The sequence below is a fragment of the Dyadobacter sp. 32 genome (assembly GCF_902506755.1).
In the GTDB taxonomy this organism is placed as follows: domain Bacteria; phylum Bacteroidota; class Bacteroidia; order Cytophagales; family Spirosomataceae; genus Dyadobacter.
Genome location: NZ_LR735258.1, coordinates 3695224 through 3716866 on the forward strand (window position 1 = coordinate 3695224; position 21643 = coordinate 3716866).

Genomic DNA, 21643 nt, shown 5'->3' on the forward strand with positions numbered 1-21643 from the left:
AAGTTTCTAAATCAATCAGGACATGTATAACAAATTGATTGTCAATCATTTTTATTCCAAAAAAATGCTTAGACAATGCCTTGAACGCACTTTCCGGGGGAGAAGTGGAATATTACGAACGAGGAAATTGTACCCGGGATAGAAGGAATTCCCTGCATAACCAAAAAAGAATTGATAAAATGATATTCTAAAGTTTTTTTCTCAAAACATTAATGCGTTATTTTGTGTTCCTACACTTACTGAGTGCGGAACTGATTTTGACTCAAAGAATTAAAGATATAGTGTGTGTATAGTGTGAAACAGGGCATGGAAACTTTTCTATGCCTTTGTTTTTTTACCACCTGGTACCTGCTGAAGGCTCATTCATACGCCAGCACCTTCCATCTACAAAAAGGTATTACTTCCTCAGCCCGGGGTTGTAGGGAGAAAAATGAGTGTTGAAAAACGGGCCTGATGCTCATTTTTGATCTGGAGGAACCACTGTAAAACGTTAGACGCGTGGTGCGGGACTAATGTTGGGACTGTCTCAGGTTAATTCGGTCTCCGGGCTGGAAGACTTGTGGTAGCTGTTCTACTTTCGGTATAGTGAACCAGTACCTATAAAAATAGTGCTCCATGTAAACGGTTTATGCTTCTTCTTGCTGCCATTTTCTATTCTGTTTACAGCTTATGCTTGATGATCCACCTCCTCTACCTCCAAAGCCTCCCGCAAAACCTGCTGCAACAATTGTTCATTCTGCTGCTGGCTTTGCTTGATGCTGGCTTCGAGTTTATCGCAATTATCCATTGTTTCTGCCAGCTTATTGGCGATGGATTGTTGTATCAGAAGTGAAGGAATAGGTATCCTCATATTTTGTGCTTGCGTGACTGAAATATTGGCTTGCCCAGCTACACCTTTTGTATCAATAGAATTTATTTCAGACATTTCATTTAAATACCAGAAAATGAAGTTATTCATAACTGAATAAAATGGTCTTATTAAAACAGCAGCTTGATTGAAGTTGCATTCCTTGAGGTGTTCCGGAACAATAGCAATTTTACCAAGAGGAGGGCCGACAATATTCATCAAAACGTCACCGGGATAGGCTCTGCATCGTTTCAATTGCCCGTTATGAACCTCTTCTTTAATGTATTGCGGCTTAAAATAAAAATCGATCTTTTGATTTTTGAGGTTGTACATTTTCAAATATGGAATACCTGTCTCAACAAAAGCATCCTGAGATGGAGTGCTGCCACTTGTGATATAAGCCACCTCCCCCAACCTACACCAAACCCAATCCTCAGGAATCTCAAAAGGAATTTCTTCTGGTTTAATGGGTGGTAATTCCTTTTCTTTTTTCAGCTTTTTGTCTTTAATCAGCTGCGCTTTCTCCGCTTTTATTTTTTCTAAAAGCTGTTGACCGGTTTCCTGATTTTCTTCACTGCCTGCTTGTGTGCCCGTCAGCTTGCCTTGCATGGCCTCACGCAGGAAGGATTGGCGGAGTTGCTTTACGAGGTTGAGTTGGTGGTTGAGTTCGGTAGATAGTTGAATGATATTCAGTTGGGATCTACTTAATTCGACAATATCATGTTCAACATGTGAATCAAAATAGTATCCCTCATCTTTTAAGCTTTCGCTGTAAAAATCAATAAGAAACTCTACAATTTTCCTTTGCTCAGAAATTGGAGGTAATGGAAATAGCGTTGAATTAAATTGCTCCTGTGTTATACTTGGTGAATTAAATCCAGAAAAAAGCGATAGATATAAATTACGAACATAGCCTGACAGCAAGAAATATTTAATAAACTCATTATCAACCCTAATCCCATTGAATACAGCGAGACCTGTTGAACCAATGTAATTTGTCTTTTCGTCCTCAATTATAGCAATATTATTAAGATATGGCCTTACCAGTGAGTAAGCGATATATCCTTTTTTCATAACTCTTCTGGCTCTTGAAGATAGTTCGGATACCGGTCGTAACTTACTCTCCCTAATCACAAAATTCTTATTGTCGATTGCATCTATATCAACGTAGTTAACCAAAGTGTCTTTTGGTAATTTAGTCTCTATATTAAGATTGTCAGTAAATTCAATGACTTCCCCCAGTCGGCACCAAACCCAATTCTTGGGAATTGGGTAAGGAATCTCTTCTTGGGCAATAGCTATGCCCAAACCTTTCTTTGACTTTCCTTTGTCTATCCTAATTTGTTCGAGTAGATCTAAACCACTTTCTCTGGCAACAGTTTCAGATTTGCTTAATTTGGAAATAATTATTTCCAAATATCTTCCAGCATTTTCATTAAATAATTGATTCCAATTTAATAGGCGATTACTTTCTTGCCGACGTCTACCTCTAGCCATTTTAATTCCGGTTCAATTCAGTAAAAAATTGTAATGGTTTATTAAACGAAGAATTCAGCATTCCAACCAACTCAGCATCACAATACTCATGCATTTTATCCACTTTCACCTGATTTTTACCATCCAGATCATACCCTCGTTCTTTATTCGTATTTATATTCGCTGACCAGCTAATTTCTGTCAGCAGTGCTGTCAGTATTTTTTTGTCCCAACGATCATGATCGTCTAAAACTGTCGGCAGTGCTGACAGTTTTATAATTTTATCACGATCAATCATTTTCAGCTCCTGTAATAAAGGCAAAAGTTGATCTTGATTGGTATAAGTTTCATAAAATTGCTTCATCCGCCAGATGTTCCTCTCCGAAAATCCCTGAATACCAGGCTCACTCTTTTGAATATATAAGGCAAGTTCAACCACAACTGATTTACCCCATTCATTAGCAGCAACTTTTTGGCTTACGTAGGCTCCTATGTTCCAGTACAATTCAATCAAAGAAGCATTCGCCAATTGCACAGTTTTATTTCTTGCACTGACAATCAGCCGCTTAACTCCTCCAAATTGTAACTCTACATTCATCTTGTGGCCTCTTTTAAATGTTTCAACAATCCATTACTTTTCTCAAAAGATGCATGTAACATCTCAATCAACTCAATACTGCTGTACTCATGCACTTCTTCCACCTTCACCGGATTCTTAATATCCAAATCAAACCCCCGCTCCCTAATCGTATCAATATTCACCTTCCAGCAAATATCACTTTCGGCACGGTTGTTCCACCATGCTTTAATCGGGTCAAACTCTTTTACCTGTATCGTTTTGGTTTTGCTGTATGACTTGTACCCTTCGGGCATTTTGTGTTCATAATACCACACATCCTTGGTAGGTGTTCCTTTGTCAAAAAATAACAAATTGGTGGCTACCGTCGCGTAAGGCTGGAAGACGGAATTGGGTAAACGAATGATCGTATGCAGGTTGCAGTCTTCCAGTAATTTCTGGCGTACACGTTGTTTTACGCCTTCGCCTGTCAAACTTCCGTCGGGCAATACAATGCCTGCACGTCCACCTTGTTTCAGCAAATGGATCATCAGGATTAGAAACAGGTCGGCGCTTTCTTTGGTGCGATAGTTAAGAGGGAAATTGTTTTCATTATTGTTGGCTACAATACCTCCAAAAGGAGGGTTGGCCAATATAATATCTACCCGGTCCTTTTCCTTGTATTCACTTAATGCCTGGTCCAGGCTATCCCTGTAAGTAATGTTGGGAACTTCCACATCATGCAGGATCAGATTGGTGGTTGCCAATAAATACGGCAGCGGCTTGTATTCCCAACCGATAATATTGTCCTGTATGGCATTACGCTCTTCTACGCTATTGGCTTGTTTTATCAAATGTTCTACCGCACAGGTGAGATAACCCGCCGTGCCACAGGCAGGATCCAGGATTCTTTCTCCTAACTGCGGATTGATCACATCCGTGATGAATTGGGTGATCGCTCTTGGCGTATAAAACTCTCCGCTTTTACCGGCGCTTTGCAAATCCTTCAAAATGGATTCGTACATATCACCAAACGCATGGCGGTCTTTGGCGCGGTTGAAGTCTATTTCGTTCAGCTTGTTCAATACCTTCCGGATATTGATACCGCTTTTCATGTAATTGTTATTGCCGTCAAACACTTCGTGGACGAGTACGGCCCGTTTGTTGGAAGTGCTGATATCGATGTTGCGTAACGCAGGGAACAATTTCCGGTCCACAAATTCCAGTAACTCATCACCGGTAATGCCCTCGTCGTCCGCTGCCCAATTGTCCCATTGATATTCTACCGGAATGGGTGAGACATAATTGTCGTTCAGTATTTCCAGCTCCTTGTCTTTGTCACAAAATATTTTGAGAAACAGCATCCAGCCCAACTGCTCTATACGCTGCGCATCGCCATTCAACCCATTGTCCTGCCACATGATCTGGCGTATGCTGCTTATGATTCCTGAAATGTTCATATTTTACTAAAATTCTTATTATTTCTAAATTCTTCCGTTCTCTATCACATAAGGAATATTTTAATTGACTGATTTATAGACGCTTGCAAATTATTATAATCTTTCTATCACATGCCCGTCACATAAGATTTCAACAGGTTCAATATCCAGTGACATCTCACTTTTTACGTTTCACATTTTACATAAAAGTTATCATCTACGCCGTCAAATACAACTCATTTTCCAATTCCCTCACCGCTTTCAGGTAAGCAGGTTTCCCGCCAAAGCTATTGATAATTTCAATCGCTGAACCAAACGAAGCAACGGGATTGACTTTGAGCACCTCCATACTCTCGATATTTTTTACACCTTCGTCAGCGTATTTATCGAGTAATGCTTCAAGCACCTTGCGCGCCTGGTCGCCATATTTGGTGAAGTAGTTCCGCTTTTTCACATTATTCACCCTCTCTTTTCTAGACAATGGTTTCTGATCAAAGGCAACGTGACAGATAATGTCAAATAAATCGCAGTCACGGTTAACAGCATCCAGCAAAGCTTCCACAGGTACTCCCTGTTCCTCCAGTTCAGTAATGAGTACTTCTTTCTTTTCGGCAGCATTCCAGGTTGTCAGAAAATCTTCCAGGCTGTGAAATCTATCCTGCAAAAGTTCTCTGGAATAATCTTTCAGATTTACAGTAATCGGCTTACCTTCTTTATTGAAATGTAGCTCCCTGGTTACGAGGATCGATACATCAATTCCATTCACAACTACCCGATCCCTTGGTTCACCAGTAGGGCGGTAAGGTTCTCGTGGTGGCTCCCGAAGTATATTTGGTCTTTCTCGCTGCTCCAGTTGCTCGGTCAAATCCTCACCGGAAACTTCATCAATAAGAGGAACGTCATCGTCTTGCTCTTCATCGATTATATCCCCCAGATCTTCTTCTTCCGACAAAGGTTTCACACGAATCGGATCTCCATCAAAAGCTGGATCTGCAAAAAGATCAGTTGCATTTCGGAAATCCAGGATCGTGAAATACAATTTCCCATGCTCTTCATCAATGCGTGTTCCACGACCGATAATCTGCTTAAATTTGGTCATTGAACCAATTTCAGCATCCAGCACAATCACCTTGCAAGTTTTAGCATCCACACCGGTTGTCATCAATTCGGATGTGGTAGCGATAACCGGATAAGCTTCCTCAGGATCGATAAAATTGTCAAGCTCTCGTTTACCTTCATCATTATCACCAGTAATCTGCATGATGTATTTATGATTTCCGGCGACAAGGTCACTATTCTCATTTGCCAAAGCAATCCGCATACGTTCGGCGTGGTCGATATCACGGCAAAACACGATGGTCTTCGCAAAGCGGTCGTAACCTTTCAGAAATTCTGAAACCTTATACGCCACGGTATCTGTTCGCTCAGTAATGATGATATTTCTATCAAAATCCTTGCGGGTGTAAATACGGTCTTCTATTTCATTTCCATGAATATCCGTTTTGCCATTCTCGGGACGATAACCCTCTAAGTCTACATTCAAACCAACTCTTATGACCCTATAAGGTGCCAAAAATCCATCGTCAATACCTTGTTTTAAACTATATGTATAAATGGGATCACCAAAGTATTCGCTGTTACTGGCAGTTTCACTTTCTTTTGGTGTCGCCGTGAGGCCAATTTGGGTTGCTTTTGAGAAATAAGATAAAACGTCTCTCCAAGAACTGTCTTCCCGAGCACTACCCCGATGGCACTCATCAATAATGATAAGGTCAAAGAAATCCTGGCTGAACTGTTTGAATATATTTTTTTCATCTTCCGAACCAGTTAATCCCTGATAAATGGCCAGGTAAATTTCATAACTTTTATCAACTTGCCTGTTTTTGATGACAGTCATTTTATCTTTAAAATGCTTGAAATCGCCACGCCGTGTTTGATCGACCAGAGAATTCCGGTCTGCAAGAAAGAGAATTCGCTTTTTAGTTTTAGATTTCCAAAGTCGGTATGCAATCTGAAATGCGGTGTAAGTCTTTCCGGTACCGGTAGCCATAACCAATAATATCCGGTCCTGTCCTTTGGCAATCGCTTCCAAAGTTCGGTTTACAGCATTTTGCTGATAGTAGCGCGGTCGTCTGCCAGAACCATCAAAAAAATAATCCTGCTCTACTATCTGATTGGCTCGTTCTCCCTCGAAACCCTTAAACGCTTTATATTTTTCCCAGAGAAGTTCCGGAGATGGAAAGTCATTCAGAGAAAGCTCTTTTTCAATCTGGCTTAAATTGGTTTTATCATGAAATAAAAAGCCATCACCATTTGAGCTAAATACAAAAGGTATATCCAGGATTCTCGCATAGTCCAGTGCTTGCTGCATACCGGCACTTACTGTATGTTTGTTATCCTTAGCTTCAATAATAGCAATGGGAATATTTGGCTTGTAGTATAAAATGTAATCAGCTCTCTTGCGAACACCTCGTGCAGTAAGCCGTCCCTTTACATAAATTTTACCATCAGTAAAGAAAACTTCTTCCAGATATTGTTTTTGGCGGTTCCAACCAGCACTTTCAATGGCAGGCGAAATGAATTTTGTGCAGATATCACGTTCGGAGAGTAACTTTTTAGACATAGGGTAAATTTTGTCCAATATAATGATTTTTATGGACGCGATTCATCTAACCTTGCGCAGAACTGTATGCAATTTGGACCAAAGCGCATAAAAAAGGAGCTACATTTTCATGTAGCTCCCTCACTTTCAGGGCTCCCGAAGTTGGGCTCGAACCAACGACCCTCTGATTAACAGTCAGATGCTCTAACCGGCTGAGCTATTCAGGAGTGTTTTGGCCTTTTTCTCCTCTGATGGTTAGCGGTTCGCTGCGCTTCAGATGCTCTAACCGACCGGCAAACGGTTTGTGAGCTATTCAGGAGTGTAATCCGGTTGTTATTCCTAATTATGGTGCAAATGTAAGGCTTCAGAATATATCGCGCAAGTGTCACACCAAAAAAAATATCAGCTTTGTACCTGCTGGAGGATTAACTCCTTGACTTTCTTGGCATCTCCCTTTGTAAAATTATTGATAATAATTTCAGGACGCATCCTGGGGATAATTCGAATAGTTGAAAAGAAGATACTGTTTTCGATTTCTACCCCGGAAATGTCCGAGTAAAAGACAAAATTGTCGGTACTTTTGAAAAGTTTACGTACTTTAAAAGTTACACCCTTATCTCCGAATGTTACTTCGTCAGGAAACATCGGGTTCATTAGCCCACTGGCACGGAATCGCTCGTTCATTGTATTTAGGTTAGCAAAGTTTACTTACTGTATCGATATTGTTTACAAAGGTACGTGAACGACCTTCTTTGTTTCAAAAAATTCCTCTTCAAAAAAATCAGAAAGCGCATAGGAGGTCGTCTTCATATTCAATTCGGAGAGTTCTTCGGTCAAGTCTCCTCCTTTAAGATATAAAATACCATTCCTAAGCGGGTGAAATGAATTTCGGCTGATATTCTTCCTAACCCACCCCACAAAAGGTGTGATACGCGTTACCGCCCGGCTCACTACGAATTCATACTGATCTTCCAGTCGCTCTGCACGCACCTGCTCTGCCCGGACATTGGGCAACTCCAGCGACTTCACAATCTCCTGTACCACCCGGATCTTCTTACCAATGCTATCCACCAAATGAAATTGTGATTCGGGAAACAGTATGGCCAGTGGAACGCCGGGGAATCCGCCACCGGTACCCACATCCAGCACCGATGTTCCCGATTTGAAGGGAAGCACCTTGGCTATTCCGAGCGAATGCAATACATGGCGCTCATACAAGGTGTCGATATCCTGCCTGGAAATTACGTTAACCCGTGCATTCCAGAATTGGTAAAGCTCCGAAAGCTGACCAAACTGATCCTGCTGCTTTGGCGTAAGATCGGGGAAATATTTAAGAATCAGTTCCATGACATCCTCGGTTTTTTCCTGGTCATTACGAACAAACCAAAAAATGTATAATAAATAAAAAGTGCAAAATCCATCAGCAGGAAACTAAACCATTCTACGGTTTTATCCAATTTAATGTTGATTACAATGAGAAGAAACCACTGAATGATCCAGCGAACACCAAACACCACCCCGAGCTCCTGTAACAGCAGGTTATTTTTGGTCCATAAACCGAACCCCAATGTGGCGAACCCAAGAAGCCAGACAGCCACATGGGCTCCCGACAACAGCCCAAGTAATATTTTGTTACGGCTCCGGTAATATTTACTAACCGCCAGATGTCTTTGCTTTTGGCGAAACCACGTTGCCCATGTGGTTTTGGGCTTGGAGTAAACAAACGATTCCGGTTCGATACACACGGCGGTGTTGCTCCCGGTGGCCACTTCATTTAAAAAAATATCATCATCGCCGCCGGTAACTTTCCGATGACGGTAAAAGCCTTTGTTTTCAAAAAACAGTTCTCTCTTGTATAAAATATTTCGCCCCACGCCCATGTAGGTCCATCCGGCAAGTGTAAAGGAGAGATACTGGACAGCGGTGTAGAAAGTTTCGCACCGGATAAACCAGTTCAGAAAACCCGGACGCTTTTCATACGGAGAAAACCCGAGCACGATATCTTTTTCCGTGTTAACCTGAGAGGCCATGGTGGTAATCCAGTGTAGCGAAGAGGGCCGGCAATCTGCATCCGTCATGAGTGCAATGGGATTGTTGGCCTGTTTCATCCCCACGGTCAGTGCATATTTCTTAGGTGTAACATGATCAAACTGGTCGTTGATCCGGATGTACCGGATGTGTTTCCAATTTTGAATGTTTTCCCGGATAAATTCTTCACTACCATCGTCGGACCGGTCATCCAGTAAAATAACCTCAAAGTTTGGGTACTCCTGTGCGTCGAGAATGGGTAAAAGCTCCTGAAGATTTTCCTTTTCGTTCCATGCACACACCAACACCGTAACCCCTGGCGATTCGCTGGCGTAATTTCTTCCTCTTCCGTAAAAAGCTAACCTCGTGAAGATGAAGAGATAATAAAACAGTTGTATTGATACAAATCCTACAAGTGCATAGAGTAAATTTTCCGCCACAATCAAAGAGGGTTGTAAATTTTTTTCATATTGACTGCAAATATACGGTCATTGTCAGGAATGTTAGAGGGCTTAGTTCTATTTTTGCAGTTTCAAAATCGGATATTCATTAATGAAATTCACCTTACAAGCGCAGGATACACATACCAAAGCCAGAGCGGGCAGCATAGAAACAGATCATGGCACGATTCAAACGCCCATATTTATGCCGGTAGGAACGGCGGGAACTGTAAAAGGGGTCCATCAGCGTGAATTGAAAGAAGACATAAAAGCTCAGATTATATTAGGCAACACGTACCATCTCTACCTACGCCCGGGACTGGAAATCCTCCAGAAGGCGGGGGGGCTCCACGGGTTTAACGGATGGGACAGGCCTATACTTACAGACAGTGGCGGATATCAAGTATATTCCCTGGCAGGAACCGGCCGAAAAATCAACGAAACGGGTGTGGCATTTAAGTCACACATTGACGGCTCAGTACACACATTTACACCCGAAAGTGTGATGGACACCCAACGTATCATCGGGGCTGACATCATCATGGCTTTTGACGAATGTACCCCCTACCCGTGTGAATATACCTACGCCAGAAAATCCATGGAGATGACGCATCGCTGGCTGGATCGCTGCTGCGACCGCTTCGACCGCACCGATGCACATTATGGACACAGCCAAACACTCTTCCCGATCGTGCAGGGGAGTGTATATAAGGATCTTAGAAAACAATCTGCCGAGTTCATAGCCTCACGTGAACGGGAAGGCAATGCGATTGGAGGACTCTCGGTAGGAGAACCAGCCGAAATCATGTATGAACTCACCGAGGTTGTATGCGACATTCTCCCCCAAGACAAGCCCCGATACCTGATGGGCGTGGGGACTCCGGCCAATCTTCTGGAGTGCATCGCACTGGGTGTAGATATGTTTGACTGTGTAATGCCAACGCGAAATGCCCGCAATGGCATGATTTTTACCACGGAGGGTATAATTAACATCCGCAACGAGAAGTGGAAAGATGATTTGTCGCCGATTGACCCTAACCTTGGAGGGTATGTGAGTAGCTTCCACAGTAAGGCGTATTTACGGCATCTTATCAAATCCCAGGAAATGCTGGGAGCCCAGATTGCGAGTGTGCAAAACCTTACATTTTATCTATGGCTGGTAAACACGGCACGGGAGGAAATTGTGAAGGGAAGTTTTCTACCTTGGAAAAATGGGATACAAAACAAACTAATGCAGCGTCTTTAATCGTTTCAAATGCTTAATAACGTTGATAAGAATTAATTTAAAAGCAGGAAAATTTGCCAATTATATGAATTGCGGTTGATAAAATCATATTGTTAACCTAATTTTGTGCCCACTAGGGGATATGGTTCTATGAATTATCGCCATGAAAAAAATCGAGTTTTCTTTTGTTCAAAGATCAATCCTAGTTAATCTTAATAACACTAATTTTTATAGTATGAAAAAAGTATCCCAGTTGATTTGTTCGCTTGCCCTGGGGGCGCTGATGAGCTTGCCATCATTCGCACAGCCATTAGAGCAGCCGAATTCTCCGGATTACAATCCCAAAGCTTCGTATGACGGCCCTTACAAGATGAATACATGGTCGATCTCAGCGCATGTGGGTCCATCTATGTTTTTTGGGGACTTGCGGGAATATGACTTCTTTCCTGTCAGAGAAACCAATGCTGACAGCCGTAAAGAGTCAGGTACTTTTCAGGGAGGATTGACTATAAACAAACAATTGTCTTACTGGTTTGGTGCTCGGCTGGACGGATCCATCGGTAACCTAAAGGGAATGAAGCGTCGTCAGTACAACCGCTATTTTGAAGGAAATTACGGTGATGTGACACTTTCGGGAACGGTTAATCTAAAAGGACTTTTGATGGGTCCTAACAAAATGAAGCGTTGGAAAGTGGATGCTTACGTGGGTGTAGGCCAGGTTTTCTACGATGCTACGGCATACGATCTTACCGGAGACGTGGTACTCAGAGAAACCGGAAAGAAAAACGACTGGGTAGTACCCACAGGTTTGAACATCAACTATGAGGTTACGAAAAGAATTGACATCGGTCTGGATTTTCGTCTGAACCATACCAACTCTGATTATCTTGACGCTACTTACGGCGGAGACTACGACCGCACTCCTTTGAGTGCAGGAAACTCTTTCAAAATAAAAGATCAAAAGACTTCTCGCAAGGGGAACTCGGAGCTGGATAGTTATGGCTACGGCTCCATTCAGCTGACTTATAAATTGGGTAAAAAACCATTGAAAGTTCAGAAAGTGGACGGCAAGTGGGATTACAAGCCCGAAGATGGTTACTACAACCTGCGTTACACAGATCCACGCGTGTTGCTGAAAGCACCGAAAATCCTTACACTTGAAGAAATGGACTCTGTTGCCAAAGCCAACCGTCCGAAAGATATTGATCCAAGATTATTGCTTGATACAGATGGCGACGGTGTTTCTGACTTCTTCGATAAGGAGCCTAATTCCCCAGCCGGAAGTGTAGTGGATGGTAGCGGACGCGTTCTTGATTTTGATTCTTACGTGAAAAACGCGCTTGCATCCGGTGTGGCTTGCAGTGAAATATTCGCCAACGTAGAATTTGAGACAGACAAAAATGGTCTGAGCAGTGAATCAAAAGAAATGTTGAAAAATGTTGCCAATCTGATGAACAAAAACGGATGCCGTCTGCAACTTGCAGGACACGCCGACCGTCGTGCAACAGATCGTTACAATATGGCACTATCACGTCGCCGTGTGGATGCAGTTAAAAACTTCCTGATCAACGAAGGTGGTCTTAAAGACCCAAGCAAGGTGATCATCGATTACTTCGGCTCATTCAAACCGATCGCAGAAAGTGCTACCCGCACGGGATTACAGAAAAACCGTCGTGTAGAATTGAAACTTCTGCCTTAATCGACACAACGATTATTGAATAGAAAAGGCTTCCTTACTGGAAGCCTTTTCTATTGTACCAAGATCGGATATGCAATCCGATCAATAAACCTCACTCGAATAATTCTTTTCAAGTAATATTGCAGAAGCGTAGCAATTACAAAGTTTTAGTTCAGTCAATACATCTAAACGCCATCGTTGAGCAACTGTAAGCTCAGAGCCAGAAAATTCATGAAACAATACGATTATTTAATAGTAGGAGCCGGACTGTGGGGGTCGGTATTTGCGCACGAAGCAAATAAAAGAGGCAAAAAATGCCTGGTAATAGACCGCCGCACGCACACAGGTGGGAATACTTATTGCGAAAATGTAGAGGGAATCAATGTACACAAATATGGAGCACATATATTCCACACCAATGACAAAGAAATATGGGACTACGTCAATTCTTTTGTGGAGTTCAATCGCTATACCAATTCGCCGGTGGCCAATTATCTGGGGGAGCTATATAATCTCCCGTTCAATATGAACACTTTTTACCAGTTGTGGAAAGTAAAAACACCCGCTGAAGCAAAAGCAAAAATTGAAGAACAGGTGAAGGCCGCAGGAATAACCAATCCTAAAAACCTTGAAGAGCAGGCGATTTCCCTCGTAGGTGTAGATATTTATGAAAAGCTGATAAAAGGCTATACAGAAAAGCAGTGGGGCCGCAAAGCAACTGAACTTCCCGACTTCATTATCAAAAGACTTCCCGTACGGTTTACTTACGACAATAATTATTTCAACGACAGCTATCAGGGCATTCCTATCGGTGGATATAATAAATTGACCGAGGGCCTTCTGGCCGGCGTGGAGGTCCGCCTGGGCGTTGATTTCTTCGAACAAAGAAACGAACTGAGCGACCTTGCCGAGACAACCGTATATACCGGCCAGATTGATGAATATTACGATTTTAAATATGGGGCACTTGAATACAGGAGCCTTCGTTTCGATAACCAGGTTCTGGATCAGGAAAACTATCAGGGCAATGCGGTTATCAATTATACTGATGCAGAAACCCCTTTTACCCGGATTATTGAGCACAAGCATTTCGAATTTGGCAAGCAGCCCAAGACCGTCATCACCCATGAGTATCCACAGGAATGGTCGACCGGCGCGGAGCCCTACTACCCCGTGAATGACGATAAAAATTCCGCGGTTTTTAGTCAGTACAAAGCGCTGGCAGGAGCAGAGCCCAATGTTATTTTCGGAGGACGGTTGGCCGAGTACAGGTATTACGACATGCACCAGGTTATTGGATCCGCCTTAAAAAAGGTAAAAACGCATTTTGACGAATAAGGTAAATATATTCAATACCTGATCAGCTTCGCAAAGGCCTCTGAATCCATGGATTCAGAGGCCTTTTATTTTTATTGAAAATATTTATCACATTGTTTTAAAAATTTTTACTTTTAGCAAACACTTCATACACTACACAGCGTGTGTTGGCTTTTGGCTGATATCGTTAGAGAAAAAAATGACTAAGGATAGTTTATCTGGTCATAAAATGCAGGGATAGAGAACGAATAGCTGATTGGTTACACGCGTTGCAAACCAGAATAGCAAATGCAAAGTACCTCATTCGGGCTTTCGATACTCTGTGTGGCGACTGCCGCGTGCGTTTCATGCACTTCTTCCAAGCGAATAGCTTACTTCCAGGACATTTCCGATTCACTTACATCGAGAGCGAGGCTATTCCAAACCACCCCTTTTCAGGAACCTGTGATCCTACCCGATGATAGGCTGCACATTACCTTACGGAATATCACTGCCCTGGATTATTCTGGTTTTACCCGAGTAACAGATTCCGCCTCACCGGAATCCGGCGTAACCAATACATCAGAGTTTCTGGTTGATCATAACGGCCGTATTACCATTCCACTCATCGGATCCGTAAACTTATCGGGACTTACAACAGCGGCTGCAAAAGACACCGTTCAGTCCAGATTTGCGCATTTTTTTAATGAACCGGTGGTAAGCCTTCGCATCGCTAATTTTACAATTACTGTACTGGGAGAAGTGAGCAGGCCTTCCTCCTATCTTGTTGCGAAAGAGAAGATATCTGTGCTGGATGCCTTAGGCCTGGCGGGTGATATGACCATTTACGGAAAGAGAGAAAATGTTCTTCTGATTCGAAATTCATCTGCTGATAAGGAGGCCATTCGCCTGGATCTTAGTTCTTCATCCATTTTGAGGTCACCCTATTTTTATCTCAAACAAGGTGACGTTTTGTATGTCGAGCCCAACAAATCGAAGATGAACGCTCTGGACGCTACCAAAACAAGAAATTATGCTTTAATGGCATCGGGTTTGTCCGTATTGATTGTCCTGGTTTCACGACTTAATTTCTGATGTATGGGAAATCACACGCTGGCGCAACTGGCAAATCCAAATGCTTTAAAGGATCGTAATAATTTGCTTTCAAGAAACGGGCTATCCCGATTTTATGAAAATTGGCCATGGTTCGTCCTGTCCGTTTTTCTTTCTATGGTAATAGCGTTTGCTTTTTTGAGATACAAAACGCCCGAATATAAAATTAACGCATCCATTCTCGTAAAAGATGACACGAAAGGCAGCGATTTTGGCGAAGCAATTGTACTTCAGGGTCTGGGGCTCACGTCGGGTAAAAGCAACGTGGATAACGAAGTGGAAGTCTTGAAAAGTCGCACTTTGGCCGAAAGTGTGGTAAGAGATCTGCAGTTGTATGTACAGTACTTCTCCAAAGGGAAAGTCAAAAGCACTGAGATTTACACGGATGCTCCTTTTCTGCTGAGATTTGTCAACGAACCACAGTTAGAACCAAAAAGAGAGCAGGAAAATTACATGGTCAGTCTGGGTAAGCACTTCGAATTTACACTCACGAACCAAGGCAAAAAGTATACAGGAAAATTTCGGGATACGATATCCTTACCACTGGGAAAGGTGATTCTTACAAAAACCAGTTATCCGGTTATTGATGGGAATACTTATTCCATCAGGGTTGGCAGGTTGGATCAGACTGTGAAACAATACCGCAAGGCACTTTCAATTGCTGCTACCAATAAGATGGTAAGCATGATTAATCTGGTGTTGACAGATCTTCTACCTGAAAGAGGGGAGCTCATTCTGTCCCGACACATAGCCAATTACCTGAGAAACTGCATCAACGATAAAAACAGAGTGGCGGATAGCACCGTGGCATTCATTGATGCAAACCTCAGGCTTGTTACCGACGAGCTGTTAGTCATCGAAAAGGAAATTGAAAAGTTCAGGCGTACCAATCACCTTACCGATATGGAAGAGTCAGGCCGAATTCTTCTACAATCCTCGGATCAGGTTAGTAAGGATCAGACTGAAAATGCAGTCCACTTCAAAGTGATAGAGTTGCTTCAGGCTCATTTGCGGGAAAACGCTCAGCAGATCATTCCCGCTTCACTGATCATAGATGAGGCAAACTTTACCGAACTGATCAGTAAATACAACCAGCTTCAGCTTACAAGGGGCACTGAATTGATGAACAAAACGAGCGATCATCCGGTTGTGAAAAACCTGGATGGCCAGCTACATAGCCTGAAGGAAAATATCGAAAGCAGCATTGCGGCAAAAAAAGCTGCCTTACAAATTCAAATCGCACAGCTCACAAGGCACCAGGCCGCAAGCGAAGCTCAAATAGACCTGATTCCCGGAAAACAAAGGATATTTCTGGATTACAGCCGCCAGCAACAGATCAAACAGGAACTGTACCTGTTCCTCCTTAAAAAACGCGTTGAAACCTCCCTGTCTAAGTCGTCTACAATAGCAAATGGCAGAATTATAGATAACCCGCGTGCCGACATCTTTCCCTTCCGACCAAACAGGCAACTTACCCTACTCGTGGCACTATTGATTGGCCTCTGCCTGCCTGCCCTGTTTATTTACACAAAAGACGTGTTAAGCGACACCATAGGCGAACGTATCGACATTGAGGAGTATGTGCCAGCTCCAATCATTGCTGAAATTGGCCATAAATCTCCGAAACAGATTGGCGTTTTGTCACAAAATGCACCACGCTATCTGGCAGAGCAGTTTCGCGTGCTCCGAACCAACTTACAGCTGTCGATGGGCGCAGGAGAGCAGGTAATTCTGGTGACATCAGGAAAAGGAGGCGAAGGCAAATCATTCGTGGCTGTGAATCTTGCCGCCACCATTTCTCTGATCAGGAAGCGGGTTGTGTTGGTGGAGTTTGATTTTAGAAAACCTAAGATCGCATCGTATTTGAACCTAAGGAATAAGGGCATTACGGATTACGTCATTTCTGACCGCCCACTGGAAGAATTTGTTCAGACTTCACATGAGGGAGCAGACTTCGATGTGCTGGTGTGTGGCAGTATCCCGCACAATCCGGCTGAGCTTATTTTGTTGCCTAAAATAGAGGAGATGATGAAGCAGCTAAGAAGCCAGTACGAATACATTCTCATGGATACAGCGCCAATAGGAATGGTCACCGATGCCCAGCTACTGAGCCGGTATGCAGATATCACCCTGTACATTGTCCGCCGGAAGTTTACGATAAAATCTCACCTGAATCAGGTAAATGAGCTGTATTACAATAACAGGTTGCCCCGGCTCAACGTGGTGTTCAATGAAGTGAAAGCATCCACCGGGGGTGATTATAGTAACTATATGGATGCCGGCCCCGACCCATTTCTTAAACGATTGTTCAGTAGGTTTTTTTGAGCCGGGCCACTCGGTTCACTTCGTATTGAAGTAATTATTTTCCCTTTCAACGATATGAAATATTCAATTTCAGCATTGCCACGCCGGCAACGCGTTGACTATTCACATAACGCAAAATCAGCATGTCGAAAGTTTATTTAATCGCAGAAGTGGCACAGGCACACGATGGCAGCCTGGGAACAGCACATGCCTACATTGATTCACTTGCTAAGACGGGCGTTAACGCGGTAAAATTTCAGGTGCATCTTGCCGAAGCGGAAAGCAGCAGGCACGAACCCTTCAGGATTAAGTTTTCTTCCCAGGACGCGACCCGCATGGATTATTGGAGCCGTACCGCTTTTGAGGCCCATCAGTGGGCAGAACTTAAGCAGCATTGTGAGTTCAGGAAAATGGATTTTATTGCTTCCCCATTTTCAAACACGGCTGTGGAACTGTTGGAAAACCTGGACGTTAAACAATACAAGGTAGGATCCGGTGAGGTGAGCAACCTATTACTGCTGGATCGTTTAGCGCAAACCGGCAAGCCGCTTATTTTATCGTCGGGCATGAGCTCAATGCAGGAACTGGATGAAGCGGTCCGGTTTCTCAAAAGTAAAAATGTGTCCCTTTCGCTGCTTCAATGTACATCGTTCTACCCCACCCTTCCAGGTAGATGGGGGTTGAACATGATGCAGGAGTACAGGACCCGCTACCAAATACCGGTCGGTTTTTCCGATCATTCAGGTCAAATATTTGCCTGCCTGAGTGCTGCAGCTCAGGGAGCCGAAATTGTAGAGTTTCATGTGGTTTTCCACAAAGACATGTTTGGGCCCGACACCAGTTCTTCCATTACCATCGAAGAAACCGCATTACTCGTAAAGGGAGTACGTGAGATCGGATTGGATCTTCAAAATCCCGTCGACAAGAACAACCTGGAAGAATTGAGAAACGTAAAGTCAATATTCGAGAAATCCCTGGCCATTAATAAGGACCTGCGTGCCGGACATGTAATCACATTTGGAGACCTGGAAGGTAAAAAGCCTAGCGGAATGGGTATCCCCGCCCGGAGTTACGGAACTGTACTGGGTCTGCGACTCACCAGAGATATGGAAAAATGGGCGTTTTTGAAAGAAGATGATCTGATCTGACGCAAGTAAACGAATATCCTGGACTTCAATAATCAATGAAATTACAAATTATCACACATGCTAATCCAAGGAGCTCTATGAAAAGAAAAATTTGTGTGGTTATCACTGCAAGACCAAGTTACTGCCGTATAAAAACGGTTCTCAGTGCGATTGAGGATCACCACGGGCTCGAATTGCAGCTGGTGGTAACCTCGAGCGCTCTGGTTGAACAATATGGAGCAGCCGTCAATTTTATTGAACGGGATGGATTCTCTGTTGTGGCCCGGGTAGAGAATCTCGTCAAAGGCGAAAATGGCGTCTCTGCCGCGCAAACCATCGGACTGGGATTAAGCGAACTTTCGGTCATTTTTGACACCCTAAAGCCGGATGTTGTGGTAACAGTAGCAGACCGTTACGAGACTGCCGCAACTGCTTTATGTGCTTCTGTGATGCAGATTCCATTGGCACACATTCAGGGCGGCGAGGTGACTGGCAACATAGATGAAAAGATCCGCCATGCCGTTACCAAACTCGCCGATCTCCACTTCGTCTCCACCGTGGGAGCTCAAAAACGAGTACTCCGGCTAGGGGAAGCGCCCGAGAAAGTGTTTAAGACAGGTTGTCCGTCCATCGATATTGCCGCAAAAGTCCTGCGGGATCCGACCCATGGACGCTGCGACCTCGGATCAGATTTCAATACCGCACCGTATCTTGTCGTAATGCAACATCCAGTAACTCCCGAGTACCGGGAGTCACGGCAACAGATTGATGTTACACTCGAAGCGGTTCGTAGATTACATATCCCCACTTTCTGGTTTTGCCCTAATCCTGATTTTGGTTCATCAGGCACATCAGAAGGCATAGAACGGTTCAGGGAAAATCACAGCACTGCACCCATCCGTTTTTCTCAGAGTCTGGACCCGGTTGATTTTTTGAAGTTACTCAAAAATGCCGCCTGCCTGATCGGAAATTCGAGTGTGGGTATCAGGGAATGTTCATTTTTAGGTACTCCGGCTGTAAATATCGGTTCCAGGCAAACAGGCAGGGAGCGGGGCAGAAACGTAATGGATGTAAATCACAATACCACTGAAATCGTTGACGCTGTACACAGGCAATTGGAAAATGGTCATTACCAAACCGAACAGATCTACGGAGACGGCGAGGCGGGTGTGATGATTGCAAATATATTGGCCACCACTGAATTAACTTCCACCAAAACCATCAGCTACTAATGATACCAGCCATACTAGGACTAATCCCTGCACGATCCGGCTCACAAGGCCTACCGGGTAAGCACATGAAATTACTGGGCGGCAAGCCATTGATCCGCTACACATTCGAATCGGCCCTTGACGCTAAGTGGCTTCACACCATTGCACTGTCCACAGATTGTCCTGATATTATTGAATACGCAAAAGGCTTTCCTGCGATCGAAATTCCCTTTTTGAGGCCTTCACAACTGGCCGCCCATGATACCCCATCCATAGACTTTATCCAGCATGCACTGACTTTTTATAAAAATAAAGGGCGTCGCTTCGATTATATATGCCTTTTGCAAGCAACGACCCCGTTCAGGCCCAATGGCCTCATTGATTACGCCATACAACTCCTTCTGGACAACAAAGCGGAGAGCCTGGTTAGCATACACCGCACTCCCAACCGGTACAACCCCTACGGCAGTCTTCGAATGGATTCGGAAAATCGGGTTACGCAGGTAATCCCCGGCAAAGTAATTCCGCGAAGGCAGGATCTTCCGGAAGCGTTTCATAGGGATGGTCAGATTTACCTTACCTCTGGGCACATGATAGAAAGGGGAGAGATTATGAATCCCGATACGATGGGTCTGTTGGATGAGCAAGGCCCCGATATCAATATTGACACGCTCGACGACTGGAAACTGGCAGAAAAGTGGTTGGCAGATGAACGATAACGGGCAAAAAAAGCTGCTGATTGTAATCACAAATGGTTTTGCAGCCACCAACGTCATCCACAGTGGACTCATTCAGCACATGGCCAGGCTGTATGAGCTGCATATACTGTCGGATTTACTTGGAGAAAATGAGATCAGAGCAATCAACAGGCATTTCGGGATAAATGTTAAATTATTTTGCGAACAAATACCTGCAGAAACCGCTATACTGAAACCATTACGTCTGATTGGGAAAGCCGTATTCTTCCGTCATTTCCACATTGTAACGCAAACTATACGGGAAAGTCAGCAGGCATTCTGGCTAAGGTATAGTACGGTAGCATTTGCGAACGTTCTGGAGTGCTTAGGCATTACCAGATCTGTTTTGGTTTTTCTCCGTAAAGTCATCATAGCCAGGTCAAAACGTATGGACATAGCTACCAAAATTGTGCAACAGCAATTTGATGGAATCATCTCCACCTCACCACTGGATATCCGGGAGAATATAATTATCAATAGTTTAGGAGCTAAAACCCCTTCCCTAGCCATGGTGATCAGCTGGGACAACCTCACCACAAAAGGGATGATTAATGCAGATCATGACTACGTTCTGCTTTGGAATAAATATATGGCTAACGAGTACCGGACTTTTCACCAACCGCTTTGTAACGTCCCATCCAAAATCCACGTGACGGGTATACCACGATTTGATCTGTATTTCCAGCTAGATCCGGACCAGGTTACAGAGCGATGTTTCCGGGAAAAATTTGGCTTAGGATCTGCTAGAATTATCCTTTTTGCAACATCAGCGGCGAAACATTTCCCGGAACAGGCCGACATCGTGGAGCACCTGGTGGCCTATGCCAAAATGAGGGGCAATGTAAAAATACTGGTGCGTTGCCATCCTGGGGATGAACCGGAAAATTATAGGCTGTATGAACAGGAAAACAGCGTCATAATACCCACTCCACAAGTACTGACTGGCGGTACGATGGTGCCGGGACTTCGGAGCTTGCTTGATCTTTCTGAAATGCTTAAATACGCGGATATCTGCATTAATGTTGCTTCTACGATGAGACTGGATGCCGCCGCTTGCAACACCCCCATAATAAGCATCGCTTACGACGGCAACAAAATAAAGCCATATTCACACTCGGTACGCAGATTTTACGATTACACCCACCAGATGGAACTCAATAAACTCGCAATCGACCGATTTGTGTACAGCAAGCAAGCACTTTTTGAAGCGCTTGATGACACGTTGTTCAACGCAAAACAAAATAGGATAAACAGGACGGAAATGATCCAGAGATTCACTCATTATACCGAGGCTCTTTCCGTTCCAACCATCCTAAACACGATAGAAGAATGGCTGCGCTAGGCATTGACATAATAAAAAAGCTGCTGATTTCCTTCCTCCTGGTAGTTCTTGCCGGAAGCATAGCGGATGAAGTTCTCACCTTTGGAGACGGTCGCTTTCAAAGCACCATTGTCTTCTCCTTTTATGTGTATTGCGCCATCGTACTGTTTAGTTACTCCCCATTTAAAGTTTTCCATGTTTTATCCATTCCGGTATTTACACAATTCATTCACATTTTTCAAA

General features: G+C 43.6%; 17 protein-coding genes and 1 tRNA gene. 9 read left to right on the forward strand and 9 right to left on the reverse strand.

The features are described 5' to 3' along the window. Positions 1 to 667: 667 nt before the first annotated feature. The 8 genes from DYADSP32_RS15070 to DYADSP32_RS15105 form a co-directional block, all read right to left on the reverse strand. Positions 668 to 2344: a restriction endonuclease subunit S gene (locus DYADSP32_RS15070; RefSeq protein WP_149241965.1), complete on the reverse strand. Its 1677-nt coding sequence runs from the start codon at positions 2342 to 2344 to the stop codon at positions 668 to 670. Position 2345: 1 nt separating this feature from the next. Further along, positions 2346 to 2921 carry a DUF1016 N-terminal domain-containing protein gene (locus tag DYADSP32_RS15075; protein ID WP_149241964.1) on the reverse strand — a complete coding sequence of 192 codons (576 nt, stop codon included), beginning with the start codon at positions 2919 to 2921 and terminating at the stop codon, positions 2346 to 2348. Then, positions 2918 to 4339 (reverse strand): N-6 DNA methylase, encoded by a 1422-nt coding sequence (locus DYADSP32_RS15080; protein ID WP_149241963.1) that lies wholly within the window; start codon positions 4337 to 4339, stop codon positions 2918 to 2920. Before DYADSP32_RS15080 ends, DYADSP32_RS15075 begins: the two co-directional genes overlap by 4 nt. 196 nt (positions 4340 to 4535) lie before the next feature. After that, the gene (gene hsdR, locus DYADSP32_RS15085) at positions 4536 to 6941 is read right to left on the reverse strand and encodes an EcoAI/FtnUII family type I restriction enzme subunit R (RefSeq protein WP_149241962.1); all 2406 of its coding nucleotides are present in this window, start codon (positions 6939 to 6941) and stop codon (positions 4536 to 4538) included. A 132-nt stretch (positions 6942 to 7073) separates the two neighbouring features. Beyond that, positions 7074 to 7147: transfer RNA gene (locus DYADSP32_RS15090), tRNA-Asn, on the reverse strand. Between the two features lie 175 nt (positions 7148 to 7322). Further along, the gene (locus DYADSP32_RS15095) at positions 7323 to 7604 is read right to left on the reverse strand and encodes a hypothetical protein (protein WP_149241961.1); all 282 of its coding nucleotides are present in this window, start codon (positions 7602 to 7604) and stop codon (positions 7323 to 7325) included. A 42-nt stretch (positions 7605 to 7646) separates the two neighbouring features. Then, complete coding sequence (gene rsmG / locus DYADSP32_RS15100) at positions 7647 to 8267, reverse strand: 16S rRNA (guanine(527)-N(7))-methyltransferase RsmG (RefSeq protein ID WP_149241960.1); 621 nt, start codon at positions 8265 to 8267, stop codon at positions 7647 to 7649. Then, the gene (locus tag DYADSP32_RS15105; RefSeq protein ID WP_149241959.1) at positions 8258 to 9388 is read right to left on the reverse strand and encodes a glycosyltransferase; all 1131 of its coding nucleotides are present in this window, start codon (positions 9386 to 9388) and stop codon (positions 8258 to 8260) included. Before DYADSP32_RS15105 ends, rsmG begins: the two co-directional genes overlap by 10 nt. 112 nt (positions 9389 to 9500) lie before the next feature. Between DYADSP32_RS15105 and tgt the strand changes: the two genes are divergently transcribed. The 9 genes from tgt to DYADSP32_RS15150 all read left to right on the forward strand — a co-directional run bounded on the left by tgt (position 9501) and on the right by DYADSP32_RS15150 (position 21421). Continuing rightward, positions 9501 to 10634, forward strand: coding sequence for a tRNA guanosine(34) transglycosylase Tgt (gene tgt, locus DYADSP32_RS15110; RefSeq protein WP_149241958.1), 1134 nt, complete (start codon positions 9501 to 9503; stop codon positions 10632 to 10634). Between the two features lie 214 nt (positions 10635 to 10848). Next, a complete protein-coding gene (locus DYADSP32_RS15115) occupies positions 10849 to 12312 on the forward strand; it encodes an OmpA family protein (protein ID WP_149241957.1) in 1464 nt (487 codons plus the stop codon). Between the two features lie 210 nt (positions 12313 to 12522). Next, positions 12523 to 13629, forward strand: a complete 1107-nt coding sequence (gene glf, locus DYADSP32_RS15120) for a UDP-galactopyranose mutase (RefSeq protein WP_149241956.1) — start codon at positions 12523 to 12525, stop codon at positions 13627 to 13629. Between the two features lie 267 nt (positions 13630 to 13896). Continuing rightward, complete coding sequence (locus tag DYADSP32_RS15125) at positions 13897 to 14682, forward strand: polysaccharide biosynthesis/export family protein (protein WP_149241955.1); 786 nt, start codon at positions 13897 to 13899, stop codon at positions 14680 to 14682. 3 nt (positions 14683 to 14685) lie between these two features. Then, positions 14686 to 17025 carry a polysaccharide biosynthesis tyrosine autokinase gene (locus tag DYADSP32_RS15130; RefSeq protein ID WP_149241954.1) on the forward strand — a complete coding sequence of 780 codons (2340 nt, stop codon included), beginning with the start codon at positions 14686 to 14688 and terminating at the stop codon, positions 17023 to 17025. A gap of 122 nt (positions 17026 to 17147) precedes the next feature. Next, on the forward strand, positions 17148 to 18152 hold the full coding sequence (locus DYADSP32_RS15135; RefSeq protein ID WP_149241953.1) for an N-acetylneuraminate synthase family protein: 1005 nt from the start codon (positions 17148 to 17150) through the stop codon (positions 18150 to 18152). Between the two features lie 77 nt (positions 18153 to 18229). Next, entirely contained in the window at positions 18230 to 19363 is a 1134-nt protein-coding gene (gene neuC, locus DYADSP32_RS15140; RefSeq protein WP_149241952.1) for a UDP-N-acetylglucosamine 2-epimerase, read from the forward strand. After that, the gene (locus DYADSP32_RS15145) at positions 19363 to 20061 is read left to right on the forward strand and encodes an acylneuraminate cytidylyltransferase family protein (RefSeq protein ID WP_149241951.1); all 699 of its coding nucleotides are present in this window, start codon (positions 19363 to 19365) and stop codon (positions 20059 to 20061) included. Before neuC ends, DYADSP32_RS15145 begins: the two co-directional genes overlap by 1 nt. Beyond that, positions 20051 to 21421 carry a CDP-glycerol glycerophosphotransferase family protein gene (locus DYADSP32_RS15150; RefSeq protein WP_414617798.1) on the forward strand — a complete coding sequence of 457 codons (1371 nt, stop codon included), beginning with the start codon at positions 20051 to 20053 and terminating at the stop codon, positions 21419 to 21421. The genes DYADSP32_RS15145 and DYADSP32_RS15150 overlap by 11 nt, the downstream gene beginning before the upstream one ends. Here DYADSP32_RS15150 and DYADSP32_RS15155 read toward each other — a convergent pair. Further along, positions 21418 to 21597: a hypothetical protein gene (locus DYADSP32_RS15155; protein WP_149241949.1), complete on the reverse strand. Its 180-nt coding sequence runs from the start codon at positions 21595 to 21597 to the stop codon at positions 21418 to 21420. The two genes, DYADSP32_RS15150 and DYADSP32_RS15155, sit on opposite strands and share 4 nt — an antisense overlap. Positions 21598 to 21643 lie beyond the last annotated feature (46 nt).

Excerpts from the sequence above, each read along its gene's own strand:
- DYADSP32_RS15115 (WP_149241957.1), top strand. The coding sequence starts at position 10,849 with ATGAAAAAAGTATCCCAGTTGATTTGTTCGCTTGCCCTGGGGGCGCTG.
- DYADSP32_RS15130 (WP_149241954.1), top strand. The coding sequence starts at position 14,686 with ATGGGAAATCACACGCTGGCGCAACTGGCAAATCCAAATGCTTTAAAG.
- DYADSP32_RS15155 (WP_149241949.1), bottom strand. The coding sequence starts at position 21,597 with ATGGAAAACTTTAAATGGGGAGTAACTAAACAGTACGATGGCGCAATA.
- glf (WP_149241956.1), top strand. The coding sequence starts at position 12,523 with ATGAAACAATACGATTATTTAATAGTAGGAGCCGGACTGTGGGGGTCG.
- neuC (WP_149241952.1), top strand. The coding sequence starts at position 18,230 with ATGAAAAGAAAAATTTGTGTGGTTATCACTGCAAGACCAAGTTACTGC.
- DYADSP32_RS15070 (WP_149241965.1), bottom strand. The coding sequence starts at position 2,344 with ATGGCTAGAGGTAGACGTCGGCAAGAAAGTAATCGCCTATTAAATTGG.
- DYADSP32_RS15145 (WP_149241951.1), top strand. The coding sequence starts at position 19,363 with ATGATACCAGCCATACTAGGACTAATCCCTGCACGATCCGGCTCACAA.
- DYADSP32_RS15135 (WP_149241953.1), top strand. The coding sequence starts at position 17,148 with ATGTCGAAAGTTTATTTAATCGCAGAAGTGGCACAGGCACACGATGGC.
- rsmG (WP_149241960.1), bottom strand. The coding sequence starts at position 8,267 with ATGGAACTGATTCTTAAATATTTCCCCGATCTTACGCCAAAGCAGCAG.
- hsdR (WP_149241962.1), bottom strand. The coding sequence starts at position 6,941 with ATGTCTAAAAAGTTACTCTCCGAACGTGATATCTGCACAAAATTCATT.
- tgt (WP_149241958.1), top strand. The coding sequence starts at position 9,501 with ATGAAATTCACCTTACAAGCGCAGGATACACATACCAAAGCCAGAGCG.
- DYADSP32_RS15125 (WP_149241955.1), top strand. The coding sequence starts at position 13,897 with ATGCAAAGTACCTCATTCGGGCTTTCGATACTCTGTGTGGCGACTGCC.
- DYADSP32_RS15150 (WP_414617798.1), top strand. The coding sequence starts at position 20,051 with ATGAACGATAACGGGCAAAAAAAGCTGCTGATTGTAATCACAAATGGT.
- DYADSP32_RS15080 (WP_149241963.1), bottom strand. The coding sequence starts at position 4,339 with ATGAACATTTCAGGAATCATAAGCAGCATACGCCAGATCATGTGGCAG.
- DYADSP32_RS15095 (WP_149241961.1), bottom strand. The coding sequence starts at position 7,604 with ATGAACGAGCGATTCCGTGCCAGTGGGCTAATGAACCCGATGTTTCCT.
- DYADSP32_RS15075 (WP_149241964.1), bottom strand. The coding sequence starts at position 2,921 with ATGAATGTAGAGTTACAATTTGGAGGAGTTAAGCGGCTGATTGTCAGT.